Source organism: Streptomyces sp. NPDC003042 (assembly GCF_053591315.1).
Map to the genome: position 1 here is coordinate 1 of NZ_JBSFTP010000048.1, position 24,581 is coordinate 24,581.

The 24,581-nt window shown below is 72.0% G+C and carries 24 protein-coding genes; 8 read left to right on the forward strand and 16 right to left on the reverse strand.

Translation table 11 applies throughout. From position 1 onward, the window contains the following. The 9 genes from ACWDYJ_RS22530 to ACWDYJ_RS22570 all read right to left on the reverse strand — a co-directional run. Nucleotides 1-527 (reverse strand): amino acid ABC transporter ATP-binding protein (locus ACWDYJ_RS22530; protein WP_451567377.1); only part of this gene is annotated, 527 nt, incomplete at its 3' end. A 124-nt stretch (nt 528-651) separates the two neighbouring features. Next, nucleotides 652-1,092: a DUF6278 family protein gene (locus tag ACWDYJ_RS22535; RefSeq protein WP_451567378.1), complete on the reverse strand. Its 441-nt coding sequence runs from the start codon at nt 1,090-1,092 to the stop codon at nt 652-654. Between the two features lie 82 nt (nt 1,093-1,174). Further along, entirely contained in the window at nt 1,175-1,954 is a 780-nt protein-coding gene (locus ACWDYJ_RS22540) for an exodeoxyribonuclease III (protein ID WP_451567379.1), read from the reverse strand. 30 nt (nt 1,955-1,984) lie between these two features. Further along, nucleotides 1,985-2,617, reverse strand: a complete 633-nt coding sequence (locus tag ACWDYJ_RS22545) for an MBL fold metallo-hydrolase (protein WP_451567380.1) — start codon at nt 2,615-2,617, stop codon at nt 1,985-1,987. A 23-nt stretch (nt 2,618-2,640) separates the two neighbouring features. Then, entirely contained in the window at nt 2,641-3,228 is a 588-nt protein-coding gene (locus ACWDYJ_RS22550; RefSeq protein WP_451567381.1) for a hypothetical protein, read from the reverse strand. Continuing rightward, nucleotides 3,225-4,394 (reverse strand): ROK family glucokinase, encoded by a 1,170-nt coding sequence (locus tag ACWDYJ_RS22555; RefSeq protein WP_451567382.1) that lies wholly within the window; start codon nt 4,392-4,394, stop codon nt 3,225-3,227. The genes ACWDYJ_RS22550 and ACWDYJ_RS22555 overlap by 4 nt, the downstream gene beginning before the upstream one ends. 16 nt (nt 4,395-4,410) lie before the next feature. Next, complete coding sequence (locus ACWDYJ_RS22560; protein ID WP_451567383.1) at nt 4,411-5,301, reverse strand: ATP-binding cassette domain-containing protein; 891 nt, start codon at nt 5,299-5,301, stop codon at nt 4,411-4,413. Next, entirely contained in the window at nt 5,271-6,302 is a 1,032-nt protein-coding gene (locus ACWDYJ_RS22565) for an ABC transporter permease (protein WP_451567384.1), read from the reverse strand. The genes ACWDYJ_RS22560 and ACWDYJ_RS22565 overlap by 31 nt, the downstream gene beginning before the upstream one ends. Beyond that, entirely contained in the window at nt 6,299-7,318 is a 1,020-nt protein-coding gene (locus ACWDYJ_RS22570) for a sugar ABC transporter substrate-binding protein (RefSeq protein ID WP_451567385.1), read from the reverse strand. Before ACWDYJ_RS22570 ends, ACWDYJ_RS22565 begins: the two co-directional genes overlap by 4 nt. Nucleotides 7,319-7,462: 144 nt before the next feature. On the opposite strand from ACWDYJ_RS22570, the gene ACWDYJ_RS22575 reads away from it, so the two are divergent. Continuing rightward, a complete protein-coding gene (locus ACWDYJ_RS22575; protein ID WP_451567386.1) occupies nt 7,463-8,467 on the forward strand; it encodes a Gfo/Idh/MocA family protein in 1,005 nt (334 codons plus the stop codon). Nucleotides 8,468-8,662: 195 nt separating this feature from the next. Here the strand turns inward: ACWDYJ_RS22575 and ACWDYJ_RS22580 are convergent, their stop codons facing one another. Beyond that, nucleotides 8,663-9,580, reverse strand: coding sequence for a DMT family transporter (locus ACWDYJ_RS22580; RefSeq protein WP_451567387.1), 918 nt, complete (start codon nt 9,578-9,580; stop codon nt 8,663-8,665). A 151-nt stretch (nt 9,581-9,731) separates the two neighbouring features. After that, complete coding sequence (locus tag ACWDYJ_RS22585) at nt 9,732-10,349, reverse strand: dihydrofolate reductase family protein (RefSeq protein WP_451567388.1); 618 nt, start codon at nt 10,347-10,349, stop codon at nt 9,732-9,734. Between the two features lie 172 nt (nt 10,350-10,521). On the opposite strand from ACWDYJ_RS22585, the gene ACWDYJ_RS22590 reads away from it, so the two are divergent. Next, the gene (locus ACWDYJ_RS22590; RefSeq protein ID WP_451567389.1) at nt 10,522-11,259 is read left to right on the forward strand and encodes an SDR family oxidoreductase; all 738 of its coding nucleotides are present in this window, start codon (nt 10,522-10,524) and stop codon (nt 11,257-11,259) included. 152 nt (nt 11,260-11,411) lie between these two features. On the opposite strand, the gene alc is transcribed toward ACWDYJ_RS22590, so the two are convergent. After that, entirely contained in the window at nt 11,412-12,524 is a 1,113-nt protein-coding gene (gene alc, locus ACWDYJ_RS22595; RefSeq protein ID WP_451567390.1) for an allantoicase, read from the reverse strand. A 2-nt stretch (nt 12,525-12,526) separates the two neighbouring features. Then, a complete protein-coding gene (gene allB / locus ACWDYJ_RS22600) occupies nt 12,527-13,861 on the reverse strand; it encodes an allantoinase AllB (protein WP_451567428.1) in 1,335 nt (444 codons plus the stop codon). A 336-nt stretch (nt 13,862-14,197) separates the two neighbouring features. Here allB and ACWDYJ_RS22605 point away from each other — a divergent pair, with 336 nt between their 5' ends. Further along, complete coding sequence (locus ACWDYJ_RS22605; RefSeq protein ID WP_451567391.1) at nt 14,198-15,001, forward strand: IclR family transcriptional regulator; 804 nt, start codon at nt 14,198-14,200, stop codon at nt 14,999-15,001. Between the two features lie 83 nt (nt 15,002-15,084). On the opposite strand, the gene ACWDYJ_RS22610 is transcribed toward ACWDYJ_RS22605, so the two are convergent. Further along, complete coding sequence (locus tag ACWDYJ_RS22610) at nt 15,085-15,777, reverse strand: ABC transporter ATP-binding protein (protein WP_451567392.1); 693 nt, start codon at nt 15,775-15,777, stop codon at nt 15,085-15,087. After that, on the reverse strand, nt 15,774-16,862 hold the full coding sequence (locus ACWDYJ_RS22615) for an ABC transporter permease (RefSeq protein WP_451567393.1): 1,089 nt from the start codon (nt 16,860-16,862) through the stop codon (nt 15,774-15,776). The genes ACWDYJ_RS22610 and ACWDYJ_RS22615 overlap by 4 nt, the downstream gene beginning before the upstream one ends. A gap of 133 nt (nt 16,863-16,995) precedes the next feature. Here ACWDYJ_RS22615 and ACWDYJ_RS22620 point away from each other — a divergent pair, with 133 nt between their 5' ends. Then, entirely contained in the window at nt 16,996-18,177 is a 1,182-nt protein-coding gene (locus ACWDYJ_RS22620) for a sensor histidine kinase (protein ID WP_451567394.1), read from the forward strand. Nucleotides 18,178-18,179: 2 nt separating this feature from the next. Then, nucleotides 18,180-18,815: a response regulator gene (locus ACWDYJ_RS22625; RefSeq protein WP_451567395.1), complete on the forward strand. Its 636-nt coding sequence runs from the start codon at nt 18,180-18,182 to the stop codon at nt 18,813-18,815. Nucleotides 18,816-18,834: 19 nt separating this feature from the next. On the opposite strand, the gene yczR is transcribed toward ACWDYJ_RS22625, so the two are convergent. Next, entirely contained in the window at nt 18,835-20,319 is a 1,485-nt protein-coding gene (gene yczR / locus ACWDYJ_RS22630; RefSeq protein WP_451567396.1) for a MocR-like transcription factor YczR, read from the reverse strand. A gap of 238 nt (nt 20,320-20,557) precedes the next feature. Between yczR and ACWDYJ_RS22635 the strand changes: the two genes are divergently transcribed. The 3 genes from ACWDYJ_RS22635 (at nt 20,558) to ACWDYJ_RS22645 (ending at nt 24,561) form a co-directional block, all read left to right on the forward strand. Next, nucleotides 20,558-21,178 carry a nucleotidyltransferase family protein gene (locus ACWDYJ_RS22635; RefSeq protein WP_451567397.1) on the forward strand — a complete coding sequence of 207 codons (621 nt, stop codon included), beginning with the start codon at nt 20,558-20,560 and terminating at the stop codon, nt 21,176-21,178. Between the two features lie 277 nt (nt 21,179-21,455). Next, nucleotides 21,456-23,075 carry a malate synthase A gene (gene aceB / locus ACWDYJ_RS22640; RefSeq protein WP_451567398.1) on the forward strand — a complete coding sequence of 540 codons (1,620 nt, stop codon included), beginning with the start codon at nt 21,456-21,458 and terminating at the stop codon, nt 23,073-23,075. A 295-nt stretch (nt 23,076-23,370) separates the two neighbouring features. Next, on the forward strand, nt 23,371-24,561 hold the full coding sequence (locus ACWDYJ_RS22645) for a GDSL-type esterase/lipase family protein (protein WP_451567399.1): 1,191 nt from the start codon (nt 23,371-23,373) through the stop codon (nt 24,559-24,561). The last annotated feature ends 20 nt before the right edge of the window (nt 24,562-24,581 follow it).

Here is a 24,581-nt window from a genome sequence, read left to right on the forward strand (position 1 = left end):
ATCTCCGGGTCGAGCGCCGAGGTCGGCTCGTCGAACAGCATGACCTTCGGGTCCATCGCCAGCGCGCGGGCGATCGCCACGCGCTGCTGCTGGCCGCCGGAGAGCTGCGCGGGGTACTTCTCGGCCTGGTCGGCGAGGCCGACCCGGTCCAGCAGTTCCCGCGAGCGCTGGTCGGCCTCGTCCCTCTTGCGCTTCCTGACCTTGATCTGCGCGAGCGAGACGTTGGCCAGGACGGTCTTGTGCGCGAAGAGGTTGAAGGACTGGAAGACCATTCCGACCTCGGCACGCAGGGCCGCGAGTTCCTTGCCCTCGGCGGGCAGCGGTCTGCCGTCGAGCAGGATCGTGCCCGACTCGATGGTCTCCAGCCGGTTGACGGCCCGGCACAGGGTCGATTTGCCGGAGCCGGACGGGCCGATGACCACCACCACCTCCCCGCGGCCGACGGTGAGGTTGATGTCCTTGAGGACGTGCAACTTCCCGTAGTGCTTGTTGACGTCCCGCAGCTCGATCAACGGATCGACGGCCATACGCTGCCCTGCCCACTTGTCGGAGTGTCGAGGTCAGCGCAAACTATCCAGCCGCCGAAGGCGACTTCGCCCCGACACGCCTAAAAGGCGCATAAAGCCCACCGGTTCTTCGGTGCGGCGCGCCTCAGCCCTCCGAGGCCTCGGCGTAGGCCTGGCTGAGTTCGGGGGAACCGGTCATCGCCCAGGACACCCCCGACTCGATCACGTTCAGCTCGCGTCCCGAGCCGAGGCGGATCACCGGCTGGCCGTTCGGCCAGACCTGCCACGCGGCCCCCGGAACGGTCCGGATGATCACGGTCCCGAGGTAGAAACCGGCGTCGTTGCCCAGCCACGGCACGGCCTCGGGATCACGGCGCCAGCGAGGCATCAGCTGGTCGAGCGCGGACAACGAGGCCGGAGTCTGGTCGAGTTCGAGGCCGGCCGCCCGCGCCTGGGCGCGCAGCATCTCGCACTCCGAGAACAACTCGGCGACGCCCTCGGGATCATCCGCGAGGGCGCCGCCCAGTCCCGCACCCTGTGCCGCTTCGTGCCGGTTCAGCCAGTTGGCCAGGAAAGGGATGTTCATACCGCCCAGCCTGGCACCAGGATCCCCCGCTGGCCACAGGGCGCGCGCGGTCCCCTGCCGTCCGCGGGGGCCGGCGGGGGTCTCAGACGTCCAGGTCGACGACGACCGGCGCGTGGTCGGAGGCACCCTTGCCCTTGCGTTCCTCACGGTCGACGTACGCGTCCTTGACCGCCTTCGTGAAGGGCTGGTTCCCGTAGACCAGGTCGATGCGCATGCCCCTGTTCTTGGGGAAGGCGAGCATCCGGTAGTCCCAGAACGTGTACGGGCGGTCGTACTTGAGCGCCCGCGGAAAGACGTCGGAGAGCCCTGCCTCGCGCAGCGCCTCCAGGGCCGCCCGCTCGGCGGGGGTGACGTGGGTGGCCCCCGCGAAGACCGCCGGGTCGTAGACGTCCTCGTCGGTCGGCGCCACGTTGAAGTCTCCGAGCACCGCGAACGGGCGCGGGCCGGCCGCGTCCTCGGCGATGGCGGTGGTCAGGGCGCGGAACCAGTTCAGCTTGTACCCGTAGTGGCCGTGCTCGACATCGCGGCCGTTGGGCACGTACACCGACCAGACCCGCACCCCGTCGCAGGTGGCGGAGATGGCGCGGGGCTCCTGCACGCCCTCGTAGTCCGGGCCGCCGGGCAGCCCGTGCACCACGTCCTCCAGGCCGACGCGGGAGAGGAGGGCCACGCCGTTCCACCGGCCGTCGGCGTTCACCGCCGACTCGTAGCCCAGCTCGCGCAGCGCGGCGGCGGGGAACTGCTCCGCCGAGCACTTGGTCTCCTGGACGCAGAGCACGTCCGTGCCGGAGCTCTCCAGCCAGGCGAGCAGACGTGGCAGCCGGGCGGTGATCGAGTTGACGTTGTACGTGGCGATACGCATACGGCCCAACCTACATCCGGCCACCGACAGTCACAGCTCGGCGCTCTCCCCGGCGGTGAGCCGACCGTGGTCGGTGCCGCCCAGGGTGTCCAGGGCCCTGTCGTAGACGGGCCGGGCGATGTCGGCGAGGTAGGCGTCGTGGATGTCGACGGCCCGGCGCGGCTTGACCTCGCGGAGGTAGTCGATCACCTCGGAGACCTTGTTCCAGGGCGCGTGGACCGGGAGCATCAGCGTCTCGACCGGGACGCCGGGCACGGTCAGCGCGTCCCCGGGGTGGAAGAGCGAGCCGTCCACGAGGAAGCCGACATTGGTGACCCGGGGCATGTCCGGGTGGATGACCGCGTGCAGCTCGCCGTGCACCTGGACCTCGAAGCCGGCGGCGCTGAAGGTGTCGCCGTGGCCCACGGTGTGCACCCGGCCGGGGTAGGCGGGGGCGAGCCGTTCGGCGACGCTGCGCAGGGTCCACAGCGCGGCCGCCTGATTCGCGTCGAGCGCGGCCCGCAGCCGGCCCTCGTCGAAGTGGTCGGGGTGCTCGTGCGTGACCAGCAGGGCGTCAGCCCCGAGTCCCGCGTCGGATTCGCTGAAGCCGCCCGGGTCGATGACGAGCGTGCGCCCGTCCTTGTCCAACTGGACGCAGGAGTGGAGCCGCTTGGTGAGTTTCATGATCCCAGGCTAGTAGGGCTTGGTCAGGGGGTGGTCGAGGAGACCACGTAGACCTTGGAGACCTTGGGATCCGTGAGGTCGACGGTGATGTCCCGGGTGGGCCGCGGGTCGTCCTGCTCCAGGGTGGTCCCGAGCCACTCGGAGTCGGTCTTCCAGTTCCAGCCGGCGACCGTGGTGTCGTGCGCCGAGATCGACACCCCGGGGGTCAGCTCCCGCCGGCTGGTACCGACGGAGGCCAGGAAGGCGTCCAGCTCGGGCGGGGTGGCCGCGAACTGGGTGTACAGCCGGCTGGTGCGCCAGTTGTTCGTCTCCAGGAAGCCGACCCGCCAGGCGTTGCTCGGGATCGGCACCTCGTAGATGCTGCGCTGCACCCGGGAGGGCCAGCCGGGGCGCACCTTGACGGCGCCGATCCGGGCGGCCTTGTCGCGACCGCTCTGGCGGCTCTGCTCGGCGGAGACGGCGAGGTAGCCCGCCGGCACCCCGATGAGCAGCAGGATGATGACCGCGGTGATCCAGCGGCGCCGGACGACGTGCTTGCGGTTCTCGGCGGTGGTCCGCGTGCCGCCCGCTTCGGGGGCGGGGGCCTGGTGGGGCACGGAAGGTGGTGTCACTGGTTGCCCTGATCCTCGGAGTCCGTGGGTCCGTCGGTACCGCGCCGGCCGAGCTGCGCGTAGCGCTCGTACCGCTCGACGCGCCGGCGCGTGGCGCGGCGGAAGCGCCGGGCGACGAGCCGGGCGAGGTCGGCGGCGCCGACCATGCCGGCCTCGGGGCCGAGCTGCGCTTTGGCGATCCGGGCTTCGGGCCGGTAGCCGCGGCCGGTGAGGTGGCGCCGGAAGGCGTCGCGGGCGGGGCCGATCAGCAGGTCGTCGGCGGCGCTGACACCGCCGCCGATGACGAAGCAGGACGGGTCGAGCGCGGCGGCGAGATTGGCGATGCCGACGCCGAGCCACTGGCCGATGTCCTGGAGGAGTTCGACGCACATGGCGTCGCCCTCTCGGGCCAGCTCGGTGATGAGCGGCCCGGTGATCTCGGCGACGTTGCCGCCGACCCTGGCGATGATGTTGTACGCGACAGGGGAGTCGGCGGCGGCCAGCTCGCGGGCCTCGCGGACCAGGGCGTTGCCGGAGCTGTACTGCTCCCAGCAGCCCCGGTTGCCGCAGGGGCAGCGGTGTCCGCCGGGGACGACCTGCATGTGGCCGAATTCGCCGGCCACGCCGTAGCGGCCGCGCTTGACCTGGCCGCCCTCGAGGATGGCCCCGCCGATGCCGGTACCCAGCGTGATCATGACCAGGTGGTCCTCGCCGCGTCCGGCGCCGAAGCGCCATTCGGCCCAGGCGGCGGTGTTGGCATCGTTGTCGACCATGACCGGGACCGCGAGCCTGGACTGGAGCGCGTCGCGCAGCGGCTCGTCGCGCCAGGCGAGGTGGGGCGCGAACAGGACGCGGGAGCGGTCGGCGTCGACCCAGCCCGCCGCGCCGATGCCCACCGCGTGCACGTCGTGCCGGTCGGAGAGGTCCAGCACCAGCTCGACGATGGTGTCCTCGACGACCTTGGCGCTCTTGGACTTGTCGGGCGTCTCGGCGCGGATCTTCTCCAGGATGATGCCGTCGGCGTCCACGACACCGGCCATCACCTTGGTGCCGCCGATGTCGATGCCGACGGTCGGGACGCGCGGGGCGGTCAGCAGCGACCGGCGCTCACGGGTCCCGACGGTCCGAAGGACGGTGCCTCGCGCCGCCCCCCGGTGGGCGAGCGTGAAGTCCCGGTACGTGCTCATCGAGTCGTGTCGTCCCTCAGGGTGCGGTGGAGCCGGAAGCGGTGTCGGCGGTGGTGCCGGAAGCGGTGCCGGAGGCGGTGCCGGAGGCGGTGTCCGGTCCTGATTCTGCCACTCGCTCCAGCTCGTGGCTCAGCTCGTCCAGTTCGGAGCCGCCCGCCATCTGCCGGGTCAGCTCGTCCAGCGTGATCGAGTCCCGGGTGTGGCTGCCCGCCATGGTGCCGCGCTTGAGGAGGACGAAACGGTCCCCGACCAGGTGCGCGTGGTGCGGGTTGTGGGTGATCAGGACCACCCCGAGGCCCGCGTCGCGGGCGGCTGCGACGTATTTGAGGACGACGCCGGACTGCTTGACGCCGAGGGCGGCGGTGGGCTCGTCCAGTACGAGGACCTTCGCGCCGAAGTGGACGGCGCGGGCGATGGCCACGCACTGGCGCTCACCGCCGGACAGGGTGCCGATGGGCTGGTCCACGTCGCGCAGGTCGATGCCCATGCGCAGCAGCTCGGCGCGGGTGGTCTCGCGCATCAGTTCCACGTCGAGGCGGCGGAAGGGGCCGCGGCCCTTGGTGGGCTCGGAGCCGAGGAAGAAGTTGCGCCAGACGGGCATCAGGGGGACGACGGCCAGGTCCTGGTAGACGGTGGCGATGCCGTGGTCGAGGGCCGCGCGCGGGTTGGCGAGCACGGTCTCCTCGCCCTCGATCTCGAAGGTGCCGGCGTCGTGCCGGTGCAGCCCCGCGATGATCTTGATGAGGGTGGACTTGCCCGCGCCGTTGTCGCCGAGGACGCAGGTGATCTCGCCGGCCGAGACCTCCAGGGAGACGCCCTGGAGGGCCCGGATGTTGCCGTAGTACTTGCTGACGTCGGTCAGCTTCACCAATGTGGTCACTTCGCCTCCGCCCGCTTGCGCACCCATGCGTTGAGCAGCGTGGCCAGCAGCAGCATCCCGCCGAGGAAGAATTTGAACCAGTCGGGGTTCCACTGGGCGTAGACGATGCCGTTGCTGGTCATGCCGAAGATGAACGCGCCCACGGCCGAGCCGATCGCGGAGCCGTAGCCGCCGGTCATCAGACAGCCCCCGATGACGGCCGCGATGATGTAGAGGAACTCGTTGCCGACGCCCTCGCCCGACTGGACGACGTCGAAGGAGAAGAGGATGTGCTGCCCGGAGAGCCAGGCGCACAGCGCGACGCCCATGTAGAGGCCGATACGGGTCTTCACGACCGGGACGCCGGTGGCGCGGGCCGCGTCGGCTCCGCCGCCCACCGCGAAGATCCAGTTCCCGGCGCGGGTGCGCAGCAGGATCCAGGTGGCGACGGCGACCAGGGCGAGCCACCACAGGATGGTGACCTTGAGGGTGACCGGGCCGATGTTCCACTGCGAGGCGAAGAGCGCGCGGGCGGAGGAGAAGCCCTCCATGTCGGCGATGGTCTTGGTGGAGACGGATCCGCTGATCAGCTTGGTGAAGCCGAGGTTCAGGCCGGTCAGCATCAGGAAGGTGCCGAGGGTGATGATGAAGCTCGGCAGTCTGGTGCGGGTCAGCATGAAGCCGTTGAAGAAGCCGATGGCCAGGGTGACCAGCAGCGAGACGAGGACGCCGACCCAGACATTGGCGGTCATCTGGTAGCTGAACATCGAGCTGAACAGCGCCGCGGTGGTGACCATGACACCGGCGGACAGGTCGAACTCGCCGCCGATCATGAGCAGGGCGACGGGCACCGCCATGATCCCGATGGTGGAGGCCGAGTAGAGGATCGTGCTCAGGCTGGAGGTGCGCAGGAAGCTGTCGGCCGCGAAGGAGAAGAAGACGAAGACGGCGGCGGCGCCGACGACCGCTCCCAGCTCCGGGCGGCCCAGCAGCCTGCGGACGAAGGAGGCGGGCGCGAGCCGTTCGTCGACGGCGGTGGCAGCGCTCATCGGGTGCCCCGCCTGATGAACTCCTCCAGCGTGGCGGCCTCGGCCGCGGTGACGATCTGCGGCCCGGTCAGCACCGGTCGGCCGCCGCCGAGGACGTCCGCGTTGTAGCGGTAGAGCCACAGCAGGTCCACGGCCTGGTAGCCCTGGAGGTAGGGCTGCTGGTCGACGGCGAAGCCGAGGGCGCCGGACTGGAGGTCGCGGGCGACGGTCTCGTTGAGGTCGAAGGTGTCCACCTCGGCCTTGCTGCCCGCCGCGTCCTTCGCCTTGACGGCGGTCGGGGCGAAGGGGGCGCCGAGGGTGAGGATCGCGTCGACGCCGGGGTCGGCCTGGAGCTTGGCCTGGAGGGCCGCCTGGACGGAGGGCATGTTGGTGCCCTCGACGTAGAGGTTCTCCATGATCCCGCCGGACCCCGCGAAAGTTCTCTTCGCCCCGGCGCAGCGCTGCTCGTGGCCGACGTTGCCCTGCTCGTGCAGGACGCAGACGGCCTTCTTGCGGCCCCGCTTCGTCAGCTCGGCGCCCACCGCCTCGCCCGCGATCTGCTCGTCCTGGCCGATGTGGGTCAGCGCCCCGTACGCGGCGGACTGGGCGGAACCCGAGTTCACCGTGATCACCGGGATGCCGGCCTTGACGGCCTTGCCGATGACGTCCTTGAGGGCCTCGGGCTTGGCGAGGCTGACGATGATCCCGTCGACCTTCTGGTCGATGGCGTTCTGCACGAACTGGGCCTGCTGCTGTGCCTGGTCGTCGTGGGAGTAGACGAAGTTGATGTTGTCCTTCGCCGCCGCTTCCTTGGCGCCCTTCTGCACGATGTCCCAGAAGGTGTCGCCATCGCCCGCGTGGGTGACCATCGCGAAGGTCCAGAGCGGTGTGGACACGGCGGGCCGGCCCGCCTCCGCGGCCTTCGCCCGCTCCTCGGCGCGCTTGCCGCCCGTACTGCTGCAGCCCGCGAGGGAGGCCCCCAGTACCGCCGCGAGCACGGCGCCCACGACGCGTACACCTGTCCGAACCCTAGCCACGTCGCCGTGCCCTTCTTCCCTCGTCCGCCATCAATCGGTCATTCCGGTCCAGCCGCCCAGTATCCGCCACAGTGGACCATGCCGGGCCATCGGGGCACACGTGGGCGGATTGACAGCTTCCCCGTCCGGGGTCAGGTTGAGTGCATGCGCATCGGGCTCATCGGAACGGGCCGGATCGGTTCGTTCCACGCGGCCGCACTGGCCCGCCACCCGGACGCCGGCTCGCTGCTGCTGGCCGACGCCGACGCGGGTCGGGCCGCGCGGCTCGCGGACCGGCTGGGTGCCACCGCCGCGCCCACCGTCGAGCAGATCTTCACCTGGGGCGTGGACGCGGTGGTCGTGGCCTGCGCCACCGAGGCACACGGGGAGCTGGTCGTACGGGCGGTGCGCGCCGGGCTGCCGGTGTTCTGCGAGAAGCCCGTGACGCCGGACCTGACCCGGACCCTGGCGGTGCTGCGCGAGGTGGCGGCCGCGGACGGGGTGCTCCAGGTGGGCTTCATGCGCCGCTTCGACGCGGGCTTCCGCACGGCGCGGGAGCTGGTCCGTTCGGGCGCCCTGGGCCGACTGCACGCCGTACGGACGATGACGGCCGATCCGGCTCCGCCGACCGCCGCCTACCTGGCGACCTCGGGCGGGCTCTACCGGGACTGCCTGGTGCACGACTTCGACATGGTCCGCTGGGTGACCGGGCACGCGGTGGCCGAGGTGTACGCGACCGGGTCGGACGCGGGGCCGGCGCTGTTCCGGGAGGCGGGTGACATCGCCGCCGCGGCGGCCGTGCTGACGCTCGACGACGGGACCCTGGTCACATGTACCGGTACACGGTGCAATGGCGCGGGGTACGACGTACGGATGGAACTGTCCGGGGAGCTGGACCAGGTCTCCGCCGGGCTGGACGACCGGACGCCGATCGCCTCGACCGAGCCGCACGGCCCGCCCCCGGCGAGCAAGCCGTGGACGGGCTTCCTCGAACGGTTCGCCCCCGCGTACGAGGCCGAGCTGGCGGCCTTCGTCCAGCTCGTGCGCGGCGAGGGCCCCAATCCCTGCGACGGCCGGGAGGCGCTCGAAGCGTTCCGCGTCGCCGAGGCGTGCGAACGCTCGCGGCGGGAGCGGCGCCCGGTACGGCTGGACGAGCTCCCGGTCCTCTGAGGCGCGGGGCCGCATCGGACCTCGGTCCCGTCCGTCGCCTTGACCCGGTGGACGGGTCCCCCCGCCCTCATGCGCGCGTCACGCGGGTGCGGGTCTTCGCTGAAGCCTTCGACGATCGGACTGATGTCGAGAACGGGCATGGGGCCACAGTAGGTCCGCCGGTCAAACCCGGCGGAGCGACTTTCGGCCAAACGTTCAGCCGGCCGCGCGGCGGCCCCAGGCCGTGCCCGCCAGCACCAGCGCCGCGCCCGCGAAGCCGAGGGCGCCGAGGTGCTCACCGCCGATCGCGATGCCCGCGGCGGCCGCCCACAGGGGTTCGGTGCCGAGCAGCAGGCTGACCCGGGAGGGCGAGGTGCGGCGTACGGCCCACATCTGCACGAAGAAGGCGAAGAGCGTGCAGAAGACGGAGAGGAAGGCGAGCCCGGCCCACTCGGCGGCCCCGAAGCCGGCGGCGGCCGCCCAGGGCGAGGAGCCGGTCCCGGGGAGGGCGGCGAGCAGGGCGAAGACGAGGACGGCGCTGCCGAGCTGGACGGTGGTCAGCGAGAGCGAGTCGGCGTCCTGGACGGCCTTGATCCGGGCCATCAGCAGCACGTGCACGGTGCGGGCGACGGCAGCGCCGAGGATGAGCAGGTCGCCGAGACCGGGGACGGTGAACCCGGCGCCCTGGGTCAGGAGCACGACGCCCGCGACGGACACGGCGGCGGCGCCGAGGAAGGCGGCCGAGGGGGCCGTGCGCCGTACGGCGGACTCGGCGAGCGGGGTGAAGATCATGGTCAGGCTGATGATCAGTCCGGCGTTGGTGGCGGAGGTGTGCACCACCCCGTAGGTCTCCAGCAGGAAGATCCCGCCGAGTACGAGTCCCAGCGCCCCGGCGCCGCGCAGCTGGACGGCGCTCAGCGCCCGCAGCCGCTGCCATCCGGCGAGGACGAGGACGGGCAGCACGAGCGCGAAGCGCAGCACGAGCACGGCGATCACGGTGTGCGTGGTGGTGATGCCCTTGGCCGCGAGGTAGCTGCCGCCCCAGACGACGGCGACGAGCAGCACGGGCAGATCGGCGAGCCAGGCGCGGCGGGGGGCGAGGGTGGCGGGGGCGGGGGCGGCGAGGGTGGACACCGGGGCGTCTCCAACAGCGGGGAAGGGAGTGGAGACTTCGGCGGCTCGCACGGTTGCGGCCTCACCGTACCGGAGGTGATCTTCCCAGGTCGACGACTTGTCCGGGCGTCCCCGGACCCGCCGTCCCCCGCACCGCCGCCGCGCCGCGCGCTCAGGCCCCGACCGTGCCGAAGGTGGCGCGGCCCGTCGGGCGGTAGGTGTGGATGGCCGTGCCGCTCTCGGTGGTGCGGGAGCCCGTCAGCTCGTAGGCCGTGGGCAGCCCGCCGGTCGGGAAGAGGCGGCGGCCGGCGCCCAGGAAGACGGGGAAGAACAGCAGGTTCAGCTCCTCGACGAGGTCCCGCGCGAGCAGCCACTGCGCGAGCCGTCCGCTGCCGTGCACCTGGAGTTCGCCCTCCATCGCGTCCTTGACCCGGACGATCTCGGACTGGAGGTGCTCGCCGTCCAGGACCGTGGTCCCCTCCCAGCCAGGGTCCTTGAGGGTGGTCGAGGCCACGTACTTGGGCAGGCTGTTGAGCCGGCTCGCGATCGGGTCGGCGGGGTCGGTCTGCAGCGGCCAGTACCCGGCGAAGATCTCGTACGTCCGGCGCCCGAGCAGGAACGCCCCGGCCCGGTCGAACACCTCGTTCACGAACTCGCCCATGCCCTCGTCGGCGAACGGCGCCACCCAGCCGCCGTACGTGAAGCCGCCGCTGGTGTCCTCCTCCGGCCCGCCGGGGGCCTGCATCACTCCGTCGAGGGTCAGGAAGGTCGTGAGGGTCAGCTTGCCCATGACTCAGCGCTCCTTGGTCGGTCGTCCTTGCACCGGTTCAGACTCCCGGTCCGCCCGTGAGTCATCGGTGCGGCACGCAGAACGCCCTGTCCGATTCCTGCCAGCGCCCGATCACCGATTCCCATTTCATTGAACCCGCAACGACCTATCGGGCCGAAGAGGGAGAAGAACGATGGAGAGCAACAGCACGGTGGCTCTGGTGACGGGCGGCAGCCGGGGCATCGGGGCGGCCACCGCCCTGCGGCTGGCGCGGGACGGGATCGACGTCGCGATCACCTACGTCAACGACGCGGAGGCGGCCGCCGCGGTCACCGGCAAGATCCGGGCGCTGGGCCGGCGCGCGGTGACCGTCCGGGCCGACTCGGGCGCCGCCGACGGCGCGCGCACGGCGGTGGCGGAGACGGTACGTACGCTCGGGCGGCTCGACGTACTGGTCAACAACGCCGGCGTGGGCGTCCTCGGCCCCATCGAGGGACTCGGCATCGAGGACGTGGACCGGGTCCTCGCGGTCAACGTGCGCGGCGCCTTCCTGGCCGCGCGGGCGGCGGCCGGGCACATGGGGCGCGGCGGCCGGATCATCACCATCGGCAGCTGCATGGCCCAGCGGGTGCCGGGGCCGGGCGGAACCCTGTACGCGATGAGCAAGTCGGCGCTGACCGGCCTGACCAAGGCACTGGCCCGGGAGCTCGGCGGGCGCGGGATCACCGCCAACCTCGTCCACCCGGGGCCGGTGGACACCGACATGAATCCCGCCGATGGTCCGTACGCGGAGCCGCAGCGCGCGATGACGGCGCTCGGCCGGTACGGGGCCGCCGAGGAGGTGGCGGCGATGGTGGCCTTCCTGGCCGGGGCGGACGCCGCCTATGTCACGGGGGCGGAATTCTCGGTGGACGGGGGCCACGCCGCGTAGGGGGGCCCGGCCCTGATCCCCCGGACACCCCCTAACCCTCGCCGGGCGTGCGGGAGGGGTCCGGGGGCGGTGCCCCCGGACCCCGGGTGCGGGTTCGTTCCTGGGGCTCCGCCCCGGACCCCGCGCCTCAAACGCCGGCGAGGCTGAAAATGTCAGCCGCCCAGTTCCTGGTGGCGGGCGGCGTGGGCGGCGGCGCCGGCCTCCGTCAGGGAGCCGAACAGGCGCAGGCGGGAGAAGCCGCCGTCCGGGAAGATGTCGATCCGGACGTGCGTGCCGACCGCCGGGGCGTCCAGCACGAAGCGGTGGTTGGTGTCCGGCTGGAGGCGGGTGCGCGGCAGGAACTCCGTCCACTCGCCCTCCTCGCCCGTCTTGATCGACAGCGAGGCCCAGCCGGCCGAGTTGCCCTTGAGGTAGGCGGTGTCGATCTCGACGGCGCGGATCTCGGACTCGGCGACGAGCTGGTAGCGGATCCAGTCGTTGCCGTTGTCGCGGCGGCGCGCGGTCTCCCAGCCGTCGTCCATCTTGCGGGAGCGGCCCGGGTTGATGGTGTTGGTCGGCGGGGAGTAGAAGCGGTTGGAGGCGTCCTGGACGGAGCCGCCGTTCTCCAGGGCGACGACGTCGAAGGTGCCGAGCGCGGCGAGCCACTTCGGGTCGGGGCGGACCTCACCGTAGACGCGCAGGCGGGCGACGCCGCCGTCCGGGTGCTGGTTCAGGCGCAGGTGCGTGAAGCGCTGTTCGACGTTCACCTCGAAGCCGTTGGCCGCGTGGCCGCCGACGGGGGTGCGCTCGACGAGGGTCGTCCACTTGACGTCGCCGGAGAGGAGTTCCTCAGCGGTCGGGGAGCCCGCCACCGAGGCGCCCTGCACCGATACGGCCTGCGGCATGTTGCCGCGGAAGTGGGCGGTGTCGACGACGATGCCGCGGATGACGCCGGGCGCGCCGAGGCGGATCAGCGCGTAGTCGTGGTCCTCGGGGGTGGGCCAGGGCTGCTCGGCCGAGATGCCACGGCGGCGGCGGGTCTCCCAGCCGTCCATGACCTTGCCCTTGTGGCCGAAGTGCTCGGGGTCGAAGTGCGCGGCCTCGGCGATGAGCAGGTTCTCGCGCTCGGCGAAGAACTCGTCGTTGGCGGCGATGACACCGGCGCCCAGCTCACGGGCGGCGAGGTTCGCGTACTGGGTGAACGGGAAGTCCGCGGTGCGGTAGTCCGCGTACGGGTCGCCGCCTCCGTACGGGTTCGCGTTGCCGGTGAAAGAAACAATCGCCACTGTCAGTTCTGCCTTTCGAGGAGGAGGCCCGTGGGCTCGGTCGGGGTGCCGTGGTCGGCGATCCGCGTACCGCGCAGCCAGGTGGACTTCACGACGCCGTGCAGGGTCTTGCCCGCGTACGCCGTGACCTGGTTGCGGTGGTGGAGTTCGGCCGGATCCACGGTGAACGTTTCTTCAGGTGCGAGGACGGCGAAGTCGGCGTCGCGGCCCACCTCGATCGCGCCCTTGCGTGCCAGGCCGGCGAGGGCGGCCGGGGCGGCGGACATCCAGCGTGCGACGTCCTCCAGGGAGTGTCCGCGGCGGCGCGCCTCGGTCCAGATCGCCGGGAGGCCCAGCTGGAGGGAGGAGATGCCGCCCCACGCGGTGGCGAAGTCGCCGGTCTTGAGGTCCGCGGTGGAGGGCGAGTGGTCGGAGACGATGCAGTCGATGGTGCCGTCGGCGAGCGCGTCCCACAGGAGGTCCTGGTTGGCGGCCTCGCGGATGGGCGGGCAGCACTTGAACTCGGTGGCGCCGTCCGGGACTTCCTCGGCGGTGAGGGTGAGGAAGTGCGGGCAGGACTCGACGGTGATCCGTACGCCCTCGGCCTTGGCGGCGGCGATCAGCGGCAGCGCGTCGGAGGAGGACAGGTGCAGGACGTGGACGCGGGCGCCCAGCCGCTTGGCCTGGTCGATCAGGTTCTGGATCGCGGTGTTCTCGGCGTCCTTGGGGCGCGAGGCCAGGAAGTCGGCGTACTTGGGGCCCGGGTTCTGCGGCGCGGACTCCAGGTGGTGCGGGTCCTCGGCGTGCACGATCATCAGGCCGCCGAAGCCGGTGATCTCGGCCAGCGAGGTGGCCAGCTGCTCCTGGTCGAGCTCCGGGAACTCCTCCACGCCCGAGGGCGACAGGAAGCACTTGAAGCCGTAGACGCCGGCGTCGTGCAGCCCGCGCAGGTCCTTGACGTTGTCCGGCAGGGCGCCGCCCCAGAAGCCGATGTCCACGTGCGCTTTGGTCCGGGCGACCTCCTGCTTGACGCGGAGGTTGCCGACCGTGGTGGTCGGCGGCAGCGAGTTGAGCGGCATGTCGAGGATGGTGGTGATGCCACCGGCGGCGGCGGCGCGGGTGGCCGTCCAGAACCCTTCCCACTCGGTGCGGCCCGGGTCGTTCACGTGGACGTGGGTGTCGACCAGGCCGGGGAGCAGGACGTCGTCGCCGAAGTCCTCCAGCCGGGCTCCGGCCGGTACCTCGGCCTCGTACGCCAGCACGGCCGTGATCTTCCCGCCGGCGACGGCGACCGAAGCGGCGCGCGTCCCCTCGGGGGTGATGACGCGCGTCGAGCGCAGTACCAGTTCCACAGCCACGTCGGCCACCGGAACCTCCCCATCTACTTCCACAGAGCGAAATTCAACGTTCTGTTGACGGAGTCTTCACGGGGATGCGGGGCCAGTCAAGAGCGCCCGGACGGACGGCCGACCCGCCCCCGCCACAATTGGAGGTTTCCACAGGATGGAATTAAGATTTCACTATCCAGAATGTAGCTACCGCCACCAGGGGCGGTACGGGTAACTTCCCGAGGACGTCCACCACCCGGACAAACCCCCTCTGACCGGCGGGGACGGCAAGGCCCCGGCTCTAGGGCCGGAGCCGACCGACCGGTAGGCTGCTCCCTTGCCTGCCAGCACCGAAAGGACCGCGCCGTGCCGACGTCCAGCGCCAGCACCACCGACGCTTCCGCCAAGCCCACCGCAGCCAGCGGTGGCGTCCAGTCCCTTGAGCGCGCCTTCGATCTGCTCGAACGCATGGCCGACGCCGGGGGCGAGGTCGGCCTCAGCGAGCTCTCCGCCGCCAGCGGTCTGCCGCTCCCGACGATCCACCGTCTCATGCGCACCCTCGTCGCGTGCGGCTACGTCCGCCAGCAGCCCAACCGACGGTACTCCCTCGGCCCCCGCCTGATCCGCCTCGGCGAATCCGCGTCCCGGCTGCTGGGTACGTGGGCCCGCCCCTACCTCGCCCGCCTGGTCGAGGAGACCGGCGAGACGGCGAACATGGCCCTGCTCGACGGGGACGAGATCGTCTACGTCGCCCAGGTTCCGTCCAAGCACTCCATGCGCATGTTCACCGAGGTCGGCCGCCGGGTGCTGCCGCACTCCACCGGCGTGGGCAAGGCGCTGCTCGCCTACACCCCCGCCGACGAGGTACGTGCCCTCCTCGCCCGCACCGGGATGCCGGCCGCGACCGAGAAGACCATCACCACGCCCGAGGGCTTCCTGGAGGCCCTGGAGCAGGTCCGCAAGGTGGGCTACGCGGTCGACGACAACGAGCAGGAGATAGGAGTCCGCTGCCTCGCCGTGTCGGTGCCGAACGCGCCGACCCCCGCCGCGATCTCCATCTCGGGCCCGGCGGGCCGGGTGACCGAGGCGCTCAACGACTCCATCGTGCCGATCCTGCAGGGTGTCGCGGCCGAGCTGGGCGTGGCCCTCTCCAGCCAGACCCCCGCGTAGCGGGCAGTCGTACGAAGGCCCCGGCACCCTCCGTCGCGAGGGGTGCCGGGGCCTTCGCGTACGCCCCGTGCCGGGGCGGCCGGTCACCGCGCGGGAACGGGCTCCGTGTGTCCGGTCAGGCGGCCGTCGGCCATGGTCGCCGTACGGTCCATCCGCTCCAGGTGGGCGTGGTCGTGGGTGACCAGCACCGTGGCGGTGGAGCGCTCGCGGGTGAGGCCCACCAGCAGGTCGAGTATCGCCGCGCCCCGCTCGTGGTCGAGGGCGCTGGTGGGCTCGTCGACCAGCAGGACGGCCGGCTCGTTCATCAGGGCGCGGGCGATGTTGACGCGCTGGCGCTGGCCGCCGGAGAGCTGGTGGGGGCGTTTGTCGGCCTTGTCGGCCAGCCCGACCGCGTCCAGCAGTTCCAGGGCGCGGCGGCGCAGCTGCCGCGGCGGCCTGCCGGAGAGGTGGGCCATGACCTGGAGCTGTTCGACGGCCGTCAGCGAGGCCAGCAGGTTCGGCTGCTGGAAGACGATGCCGATCTTCTCGCGGCGCAGGGCCGCCTTCTCGGCCGCGCCGAGCCCGCCCGTGTCCTGGCCGGCGACCGCCACCCGGCCGGAGTCCGGCGTGACCAGGGTGGCGGCGACGGCCAGCAGACTGGACTTGCCGGAGCCCGAGGGCCCGACGACCGCCGTCAGAGTGCCCGCGGGCACCTCCAGGGTCACGGAGTCGAGGGCGGTGAGCCGGCCGTCCCCGTCGGGGTAAGTCAGCGTGACCTCGTGGACGAGGAGGGTCATCGGGCGCTCCCGAGGGCGGTCAGCGGGTCGACGGCGGTGATCCGCCGGATGGACAGGGCCGCGCCCAGCGCGCCGAGCGCGATCATGACCGCGGCGGGGACCAGCACGGTGGCGGCGTCGAGGACGAACGGCACCTCGCCGCCGCTGATGAGGGCCCCGAAGCCGGCTGCGAGCGCGGTACCGAGGCCGGTGCCGATCGCCAGCATCACGACGGCCTGGCCGAGGGCGTCCCTGAGCAGGTACGGCGTGGAGGCCCCCAGCGCCTTCAGCACGGCGATGTCGCCGCTGCGCTGGATCGTCCACACGGTGAAGAAGGCCCCTATGACCAGGGCGGAGATGGCGAAGAGGAACCCGCGCATCAGCTGGAGCGAGCCGTTCTCGGCCTGGTACGAGCCGATGGCGCCCAGCGCCTCATCGACGCTCTGGGACCTGGTGGCGGCGGCCCGGTCGCCGGCGGCCCAGTCCACGTCCCCGGAGGCGTCCAGGGCCAGCACGGTGGCGAGGCTTTCGAGGGAGGTGCCCGGGTTGCCGATGCGCTGCCAGTCGGCCAGGTCCATCCAGACGACCGGGGTGTGACTGTAGGCGGCGGTGCCCCGTACGGTCGCGACGGTCAGCTCCAGCGGGCCGATCCTGAGCTTGCCGCCCGCGGTGAGCCCGCCCAGTTCCGCGGCCGCCTTCTCGGTGAGGACGACCTGGCCCTGCGTGAGGCCGGACCCGGCGGGCGCGAGGCGGCCGGCCGACTCGACGCCGAAGACGGAGACGGCGGCGGTGCGCTCACCCGAGACGGCGTTGGTGGTGCGGATCCCGAGCGGCTCCGCGGACTTCACCCCGGGCCGCTCCCGCCAGGCCCGCCAGGCGCTCTCGGGCACCTGGGAGTTGGTGAAGGAGACCTTCTGGTCCCCGGGCGGCGCCGCGAAGGCCAGCCGCGAGGCGGGCAGGGCGGTGATGGCCGAGATGTTCTCCCGGGCCAGTCCGGAGGTGAGCCCGGACAGCAGACCGACCAGCAGCGTGATCAGCAGTACGACCGCCCCCATGAGGGCGAAGCGGCCCTTGGCGAACCGTAGATCTCTCCATGCGACGAACATGTCCCCACCTTGGTCTTCCGCGTGGGCACAGGGCATCGCGCCACAGTAGGGATCCTCGTACCGAAGGAGGCGTCGCCACATCGAACTTTTGGTTGACCGGCTTCCCGCGCCGCCCACTTACGCTGGTCCGGCCATGTCTGCTGCCGCGCGCTCGCGCCCCCCGACCCCCGTCTCCCGCGTCCTGCGGCTCTGCCTGCACGCGCTGCTCCTCGGGCTGCTCGCGCTGGCCGCCGGGCGGGCCCTCGCCGACTCCGCGCCCCGCGCCGGATGGGTCGTCGCGGCCTGCGCGCTGCTGGCCGCCGTGTACGGGGCGGGCGTACTCAGCCCCGCCGCGCACCACTCCCCCCGCGCGGCGGCGGTGTGGCTGGGCGGGGTGGGCGCGGCCTGGGCCGCCCTGCTGGCGGTGTCGCCGGAAGGGCTGTGGATCGCCTTCCCGCTTTACTTCCTGGAGCTGCACCTGCTGCGCCTGCGCTGGGGCGTCACGGCCGTCGCCGCCACCGCCTGCGCGGCGATCGGCGGCTTCCTCGCGCACAGCGCGGCGGTGACGCCCGGCGCCTTCCTGGGGCCGCTGCTGGGCGGGGCCGTGGCGGTGGCGACCGTCCTCGGGTATCAGGCGCTGTACCGCGAGAGCGAACGCCGCCGGGAGCTGATCGAGGAACTCATCGCCACCCGGGCCGAACTGGCGGCGGCCGAGCGGAACGCGGGGATCCTGGCCGAGCGCGAACGCCTCGCCCGGGAGATCCACGACACCCTGGCCCAGGGGCTCTCCTCCATCCAACTGCTGCTGCGGGCGGCGGAGCGGACGCTGCCGGAGCGGGCTCCCGCGCTGGAACACATCGCGCGGGCCCGGGAGGCCGCGCAGGAGAACCTCGCCGAGGCGCGACGCTTCGTACGGGCCCTGACACCGCCCGACCTGGAGCACGGGTCGCTCGCCGGCGCGCTGGAGCGGCTGTGCTCGGGGGCGCCCGGCCCGCGCGTGCGCTTCTCCACGAGCGGCAGCCCCCGGGTCCTGCCCACCCCGTACGAGGTGGCCCTGCTGCGGATCGCGCAGTCGGCGCTGGCCAATGTGGTGCGCCACGCGCGGGCCGGGCGGGCCGAGATCACCCTGACCTTCATGGACGCCTCGGTCACGCTGGACGTCGTCGACGACGGCCGGGGCTTCGACCCCTCCTGCGCGCCCACCGGCGGGGGCGGTTTCGGTCTGCCGGCGATGCGCGCGCGGGCCGAGACGCTGGGCGGACTGTTCACCGTCGAGTCCGACCCCGGCCAGGGCACCGCCGTGGCCGTCACCCTGCCGTTGCCCCTGGAGACCTGACCATGACCATCCGCCTCCTGCTGGCCGACGACCACCCGGTCGTCCGGGCCGGGCTGCGCGCGGTGCTGGACACCGAACCGGACTTCGCGGTGGTCGCCGAGGCGGCCACCGCGGAACGCGCGGTGGAACTGGCAGCCGCCGAGCCGGTGGACGTGGTCCTGATGGACCTCCAGTTCGGGCCCGGGCCCGGCATGCACGGCTCCGCGGCGACGGCGCTGATCACGGCCCGCCCCGGCGGCCCCCGGGTGCTGGTCCTGACCACGTACGACACGGACGCGGACATCCTGGCGGCGGTGGAGGCGGGCGCCTCGGGCTACCTGCTGAAGGACGCCCCGCCGGAGGAACTGGCGGCGGCGGTACGCACCGCCGCGGCCGGCCAGTCCGCCCTGGCCCCGGCGGTGGCGCTGCGGCTGATGGACCGGATGCGCACCCCGGCGGAGGCTCTGACGAAGCGGGAGCTGGAGGTGCTGCAACTGGTCGCGGACGGCCTGTCGAACCAGCAGATCTCGAAGAAGCTCTTCCTCAGCCAGGCCACGGTCAAGTCCCACCTGGTGCACATCTACGCGAAGCTCGGCGTCGACTCCCGCACCTCGGCGGTCGCGGCGGCCGCGACGCGCCGGCTGATCCGCACCCCGTAGGCGGCTGTCCCGGCCGTCCTCACGCCACCCAGTGCGGCCGGTCCACCGCCGGAGGCAGTGGCACGCCGTCGTGGAACGCCGCCGCCAGCAGCCGTACGCCCTCGTCCAGCCGGTCGGCGGGCAGGGTGTACGGGATGCGCAGCCGGTGCTCGAAGGTCCCGGGATCCACCCCGAACCGGGCCCCGCGACCGATGTGCACACCGGCGGCCACGGCCCGCTCCGCCAGCGCGGAGCTCACCGGCTCGCCCAGGTCCACCCAGAGCGAGAGGCCCCCCGGGGGCAGCTGCCAGGACCACTCCGGGGTGTGCCGCTGGAGCGATCGCACCAGGGCCTCGCGCTGGATCCGCAGCTGCGCGAGCCGCGCGGGCAGGGACCGGTCCAGATTGTCCATCAGCGGCAGCGCGACCACCTGGTCCAGCACCGAGCCGGTCATGTCGGCCGAGACCCGTACGGCCGTCAGCTCGGTGATCAGCTTGGCGGTGGCCCGGATCCAGCCGACGCGCAGGCCGCCCCAGTGCGTCTTGCTGAGCGATCCGATGGTGATCACGTGGTCGGCGCCGGCGCGCGGGGCGAGCGAGGCCAGCGGCGGGGGCGCGGGGACGTCCAGCGCGATGTCGGCGATGGTCTCGTCGACCACCAGCCAGGTGCCGGTGGCCCGGGTCGTCGCCAGCAGCCGCAGCCGCTGCTCGGGGGGCATGAGCGCGCCCGTCGGATTGTGGAAGTCGGGGATCACGTAGGCCAGCCTGGGCACGGTCTGGCGCAGCGTGGACTCGGCGATCTCCATGTCCCAGCCCGCGTCGGAGACGGCGATGGACCCGGTGCGCAGCCGTGCGTGGCGCAGGGCGTCCAGGGCGTTGGCGTAGGTGGGGTTCTCGGTGACGACCCGGTCCCCCGCCTGGCACAGGAGGCTGACGACCAGCGCGAAGGCCTGCTGGGCGCCGGCCGTGATCAGGATCTGCTCGGGACGTGTGGGCAGCCCGCGCCCGGTGAAGCGCTCGGCGACGGCCGTACGCAGGTCGGGCAGCCCGAAGGGGTGGTAGCCCGGGGTGCGGGCGAGCTCCGGCAGGCGGGGGGCCGCCCAGGCGAGGGCGTCCGCGAGGCTGTCGTCGGGCGCGCCCATGGCGGCTATGGCGAGGTCGATGCCCGGATCGCCGTCCGCTCGGCCGCCGGCCCCGACGAGGGCGGGGGCGCCGACGGGGCGGTGGCCGTCGGGGAGTTCGGTCCAGGTTCCGGAGCCGCGGCGGCTGCGGATGTAGCCGCTCTCGCGCAGCAGGTCGTAGGCGCCGGTGACGGTGGCCCGGCTGGCTCCGACCGCCTCGGCGAGTTCCCGCTCGGCGGGCAGCCGGACGTGCAGGGCGATGCGGCCGTCGAGGATCAGGGTCCGGACCGCGTCGGCGAGCGCGCGGTAGCCGGGGCGGGCGAGAACCTCGGCCGGCAGCAGGGCGGCGAGCTGCCGGCTGCCGATCGCTCTGTCCGCTGTGTGGACCACTCGCCCGTTTGCCATGCCAACCTCCCCCGATTGGCTCTGCCAGCCAGGCCAATCGGGGTCCAGACTCGCCTTATTGGCCCCCGAATGGCAAGGAGACGTCGAAAAAAATGATCACCGATGTGTTCACCGACCGTGACGAGCGGGTCCTGGTGACGGCCGCCCAGAACCGGATCTCCGAGCCATTGCGGATCGGGGCCGCGTTGGCCGCCGTACGGCGCACGCTGGTGCGGCGCGTGCGGCGAGAATCAGTGACATGTCAACCCACAACGTCACCGGTCACCCTGTAATCGCGGGATTGCTGCTCGCCGCCGGAGGCGGGCGTCGCCTCGGCGGGCGCCCCAAGGCCCTGCTGCCCTACCGCGGCCGGCCGCTCGTCGAGAACGCCGTGCGCGTGCTGCGCGAGGCCGGCTGCGACCCGGTCCACGTGGTGCTCGGCGCCTCGGCGGCCGAGGTCCGCGAGCGGGCCGATCTGACGGGGTGCGTGGTCGTGGACAACCCGGACTGGGCCGAGGGCATGGGCTCGTCCCTGCGCGTCGGACTCACCTCTCTGGCCGGTACGCCGGCCCGCGCGGCCCTGGTCTGCCTGGTGGACCAGCCCGGCATCGGGCCGGCGGCGGTGGCCCGCGTACGGGAGGCCTACCGCTCCCCCGCGAGCCTGGCGGCGGCGGCGTACGACGGCGAGCGCGGCCACCCCGTCCTCTTCGGGTCGGACCGCTGGGCGGACATCGCCGCGACCGCGACCGGGGACCAGGGCGCGCGCGTCCATCTGAGGGAACACGCCGAAGAGGTCATGCTGGTGGAGTGCGGGGACATCGCCGAGCCGTTCGACATCGACACCCCGCCCGACTTGGCACGTCTGACCTGGCACGGCTGACCGGAGCGCGGCCGGACCGTTCCCTGAGCGGGGCGTGACCGGCATGGCACTGAGGGCCACCGGAGAGCGGAATCTGTCGACTCGGAGAATCTCGACATCAACAAACCATTGAACTTCCACCATGAGGAAATTACTATCCACTGGTCAGAAGCCCTGAACCCACAGTCGGGGCCCGCGACCGTATACCGGAACTCTCCACACCCGACGGCACTGCGTGCCGTCTCGCGCGAGCATTCCCCCGCGGCCGCAAGGCACCGCCGCTGAAGGAGTGACAGTTATGTCCGCACCAGCGCCGTCACCGCTGGCCATCGTCGACGCCGAGCCCCTGCCCCGGCAGGACGAGGTCCTTAACGAAGCGGCTCTCGCGTTCGTGGCCGAGCTCCACCGGCGGTTCGCCCCCCGCCGCGCCGAGCTCCTCGCCCGCCGCGGCGAGCGGCGCGCCGAGATCGCCCGCACCTCCACCCTGGACTTCCTCCCGGACACCGCACAGGTCCGCGAGGGAGACTGGAAGGTGGCGCCGGCGCCGGCCGCGCTCAACGACCGCCGCGTGGAGATCACCGGTCCGACGGACCGCAAGATGACCATCAACGCCCTGAACTCGGGCGCCAAGGTCTGGCTCGCCGACTTCGAGGACGCCTCGGCTCCCACCTGGGAGAACGTCGTCCTCGGCCAGCTCAACCTGATCGACGCCTACGAGCGCCGCATCGACTTCACTGACGCGCGCACGGGGAAGGCGTACGCCCTGAAGCCCGCCGACCAGCTGGCCACCGTCGTGATGCGGCCGCGCGGCTGGCACCTCGAAGAGCGCCACCTCCGGTTCGAGGGCGGCCCGGCCTCCGGCGCGCTCGTGGACTTCGGCCTGTACTTCTTCCACAACGCGCAGCGCCTGATCGACCTCGGCAAGGGCCCGTACTTCTACCTGCCGAAGACGGAGTCGCACCTGGAGGCGCGCCTCTGGAACGACATCTTCGTCTTCGCCCAGGACTACGTCGGCATCCCGCAGGGCACGGTCCGCGCGACGGTGCTCATCGAGACCATCACCGCCGCCTACGAGATGGAAGAGATCCTCTTCGAGCTCAAGGACCACGCGGCGGGCCTGAACGCGGGCCGCTGGGACTACCTCTTCTCGATCGTGAAGAACTTCCGCGACGGCGGCGAGAAGTTCGTCCTGCCGGACCGCAACGCGGTGACGATGACGGCGCCCTTCATGCGCGCCTACACCGAACTCCTCGTCCGCACCTGCCACAAGCGCGGCGCGCACGCGATCGGCGGCATGGCGGCCTTCATCCCGTCGCGCAAGGACGCCGAGGTCAACAAGGTCGCGTTCGAGAAGGTCAAGGCCGACAAGGACCGCGAGGCCGGCGACGGCTTCGACGGCTCCTGGGTCGCCCACCCCGACCTCGTCCCGATCGCGATGGCCTCCTTCGACGCGGTGCTCGGCGACAAGCCGAACCAGAAGGACCGGCTGCGCGAGGACGTCTCGGTGGCCCCCGGCGACCTGATCGCGATCGACTCCCTGGACGCGAAGCCCACCTACGACGGGCTGCGCAACGCCGTCCAGGTCGGCATCCGTTACATCGAGGCCTGGCTGCGCGGCCACGGCGCCGTCGGCATCTTCGGCCTGATGGAGGACGCCGCCACCGCCGAGATCTCGCGCTCGCAGATCTGGCAGTGGATCAACGCCGGAGTCGTCTTCGAGAACGGCAAGCCGGCCACCGCCGACCTGACCCGCGAGATCGCCGCCGCCGAACTGGCCGCCATCCGCGCCGAGGTCGGCGAGGAAGCCTTTGCGGCCGGGAAGTGGCAGCAGGCCCACGACCTGCTCCTCCAGGTCTCCCTCGACGCCGACTACGCGGACTTCCTCACCCTCCCCGCGTACGACAGGCTCGTCGGCTGACGACACCCCGCACTCGGCTGAAACGCACAGCAGCCGAACCACAGCTCCGCCCCCGCTGCCAACAGGCACCGGGGGCGGAGTTGTTCGCGCACGGGCTCGAACCGCGATCGCGTCCGGCTGGACGGAACCTCGCGTTCTCCCGGTGAGACCCAATCGCAATCTTTTGATACCTAGCGGTAACAACCTGCGGCGTGGCACCTTTCCGGTTGCCACCGGCCGGCGGTAACCCCCACCTTCCCAGCCATGCACCGGAGTTTTTGCCGACTCCGCCATGGCCGAACGCAGGAGTTCCGCCGTGATCGGATTCCGCAACAACAGCAAGAACCGGACCCGGGGTCGTGTGCGACGACTCGCCGGGGCCGGGCTGGTCCTGCCGCTCGCCGTCGGCGCGCTGGTGGCCGGCGGGACCGGAACCTCGGTGGCCAGTCCCGGGACCGGGCCCACCGTCGTGGTGTCCATGGGCGACAGTTACATCTCCGGCGAGGCCGGGCGCTGGAAGGGCAACAGCCTCACCAACACCGGGAACCGGAACGCCACCGACCGCGCGTGGGTGAGCGGCAGTTCCTACGATCCCTCCAAGGTGTACGGCGCGACCGCCGGCGGCTGCCACCGGTCGGACTCGGCCGAGGTGTTCAGCGCGGGCCCGATCGCCGACGGAGCCGTGAACCTGGCGTGCTCCGGGGCGACGACGGCGAACGTCTTCCGCGCCTCCAACGGCGGCGTGGCCTACAAGGGCGAGGCGCCGCAGGCCGATCAGCTGGCGGCGGTGGCCGCCGCCAGCGACGTGAAGGTCATCACGCTCTCCATCGGCGGGAACGACCTCGGCTTCGCCGACATCATCAAGGACTGCGCGTACGACTTCGTCATCTGGAATTCCTACTGCTACGACAACCAGCAGGCGGGCGTCGACCGGAAGATCGACGGGGTCATGGCCGACGTCGGCAAGTCGGTCGACGAGATACGCGCCGTGATGCGCGGGGCGGGGTACACGGACTCCTCGTACCGTGTCGTATTGCAGTCTTACCCGTCACCGATCCCGCGCGGCGCCGAGAACCGGTACACGCAGAGCGACTGGAGCCGCCTCAACACCGGCGGATGCCCCTTCTGGAACCGGGACTCGGACTGGGCGCGGGACTCGCTCGTGCCGCAGATCGCGAACCGCATCAAGGCGGTCGCCGCCGCCAAGGGCGTGCAGTTCCTGGACCTGCGGGACATGATGCAGGGGCACGAGGTGTGCGCGAAGGCCAGCAAGCAGGTGACCTCGACCGTCCCCGCGTCGGCGACGACGAGCGAGTGGGCGCGCTGGATCGACAACAACGAGTCCCAGGGCCTGGTCCAGGAGTCCATGCACCCGAACTACTTCGGGCAGTTGGCGGCCGGCCGCTGTCTGTCACTGGTCGTGGCACAGCCCGCGTCCTCGGGCTTCAGCTGCAAGAACACCGCCGGGGCCGACCAGAACGGGATGTACCTGACGCCCGCTCCGTAGCCGTGGCTCCCCGGCTTCGA

Excerpts from the sequence above, each read along its gene's own strand:
- ACWDYJ_RS22535 (WP_451567378.1), bottom strand. The coding sequence starts at position 1,092 with ATGAACATCCCTTTCCTGGCCAACTGGCTGAACCGGCACGAAGCGGCA.
- ACWDYJ_RS22540 (WP_451567379.1), bottom strand. The coding sequence starts at position 1,954 with ATGCGTATCGCCACGTACAACGTCAACTCGATCACCGCCCGGCTGCCA.
- ACWDYJ_RS22545 (WP_451567380.1), bottom strand. The coding sequence starts at position 2,617 with ATGAAACTCACCAAGCGGCTCCACTCCTGCGTCCAGTTGGACAAGGAC.
- ACWDYJ_RS22555 (WP_451567382.1), bottom strand. The coding sequence starts at position 4,394 with ATGAGCACGTACCGGGACTTCACGCTCGCCCACCGGGGGGCGGCGCGA.
- ACWDYJ_RS22560 (WP_451567383.1), bottom strand. The coding sequence starts at position 5,301 with ATGGGTGCGCAAGCGGGCGGAGGCGAAGTGACCACATTGGTGAAGCTG.
- ACWDYJ_RS22565 (WP_451567384.1), bottom strand. The coding sequence starts at position 6,302 with ATGAGCGCTGCCACCGCCGTCGACGAACGGCTCGCGCCCGCCTCCTTC.
- ACWDYJ_RS22575 (WP_451567386.1), top strand. The coding sequence starts at position 7,463 with ATGCGCATCGGGCTCATCGGAACGGGCCGGATCGGTTCGTTCCACGCG.
- ACWDYJ_RS22585 (WP_451567388.1), bottom strand. The coding sequence starts at position 10,349 with ATGGGCAAGCTGACCCTCACGACCTTCCTGACCCTCGACGGAGTGATG.
- ACWDYJ_RS22590 (WP_451567389.1), top strand. The coding sequence starts at position 10,522 with ATGGAGAGCAACAGCACGGTGGCTCTGGTGACGGGCGGCAGCCGGGGC.
- ACWDYJ_RS22610 (WP_451567392.1), bottom strand. The coding sequence starts at position 15,777 with ATGACCCTCCTCGTCCACGAGGTCACGCTGACTTACCCCGACGGGGAC.
- ACWDYJ_RS22615 (WP_451567393.1), bottom strand. The coding sequence starts at position 16,862 with ATGTTCGTCGCATGGAGAGATCTACGGTTCGCCAAGGGCCGCTTCGCC.
- ACWDYJ_RS22620 (WP_451567394.1), top strand. The coding sequence starts at position 16,996 with ATGTCTGCTGCCGCGCGCTCGCGCCCCCCGACCCCCGTCTCCCGCGTC.
- ACWDYJ_RS22625 (WP_451567395.1), top strand. The coding sequence starts at position 18,180 with ATGACCATCCGCCTCCTGCTGGCCGACGACCACCCGGTCGTCCGGGCC.
- yczR (WP_451567396.1), bottom strand. The coding sequence starts at position 20,319 with ATGGCAAACGGGCGAGTGGTCCACACAGCGGACAGAGCGATCGGCAGC.
- ACWDYJ_RS22635 (WP_451567397.1), top strand. The coding sequence starts at position 20,558 with ATGTCAACCCACAACGTCACCGGTCACCCTGTAATCGCGGGATTGCTG.
- aceB (WP_451567398.1), top strand. The coding sequence starts at position 21,456 with ATGTCCGCACCAGCGCCGTCACCGCTGGCCATCGTCGACGCCGAGCCC.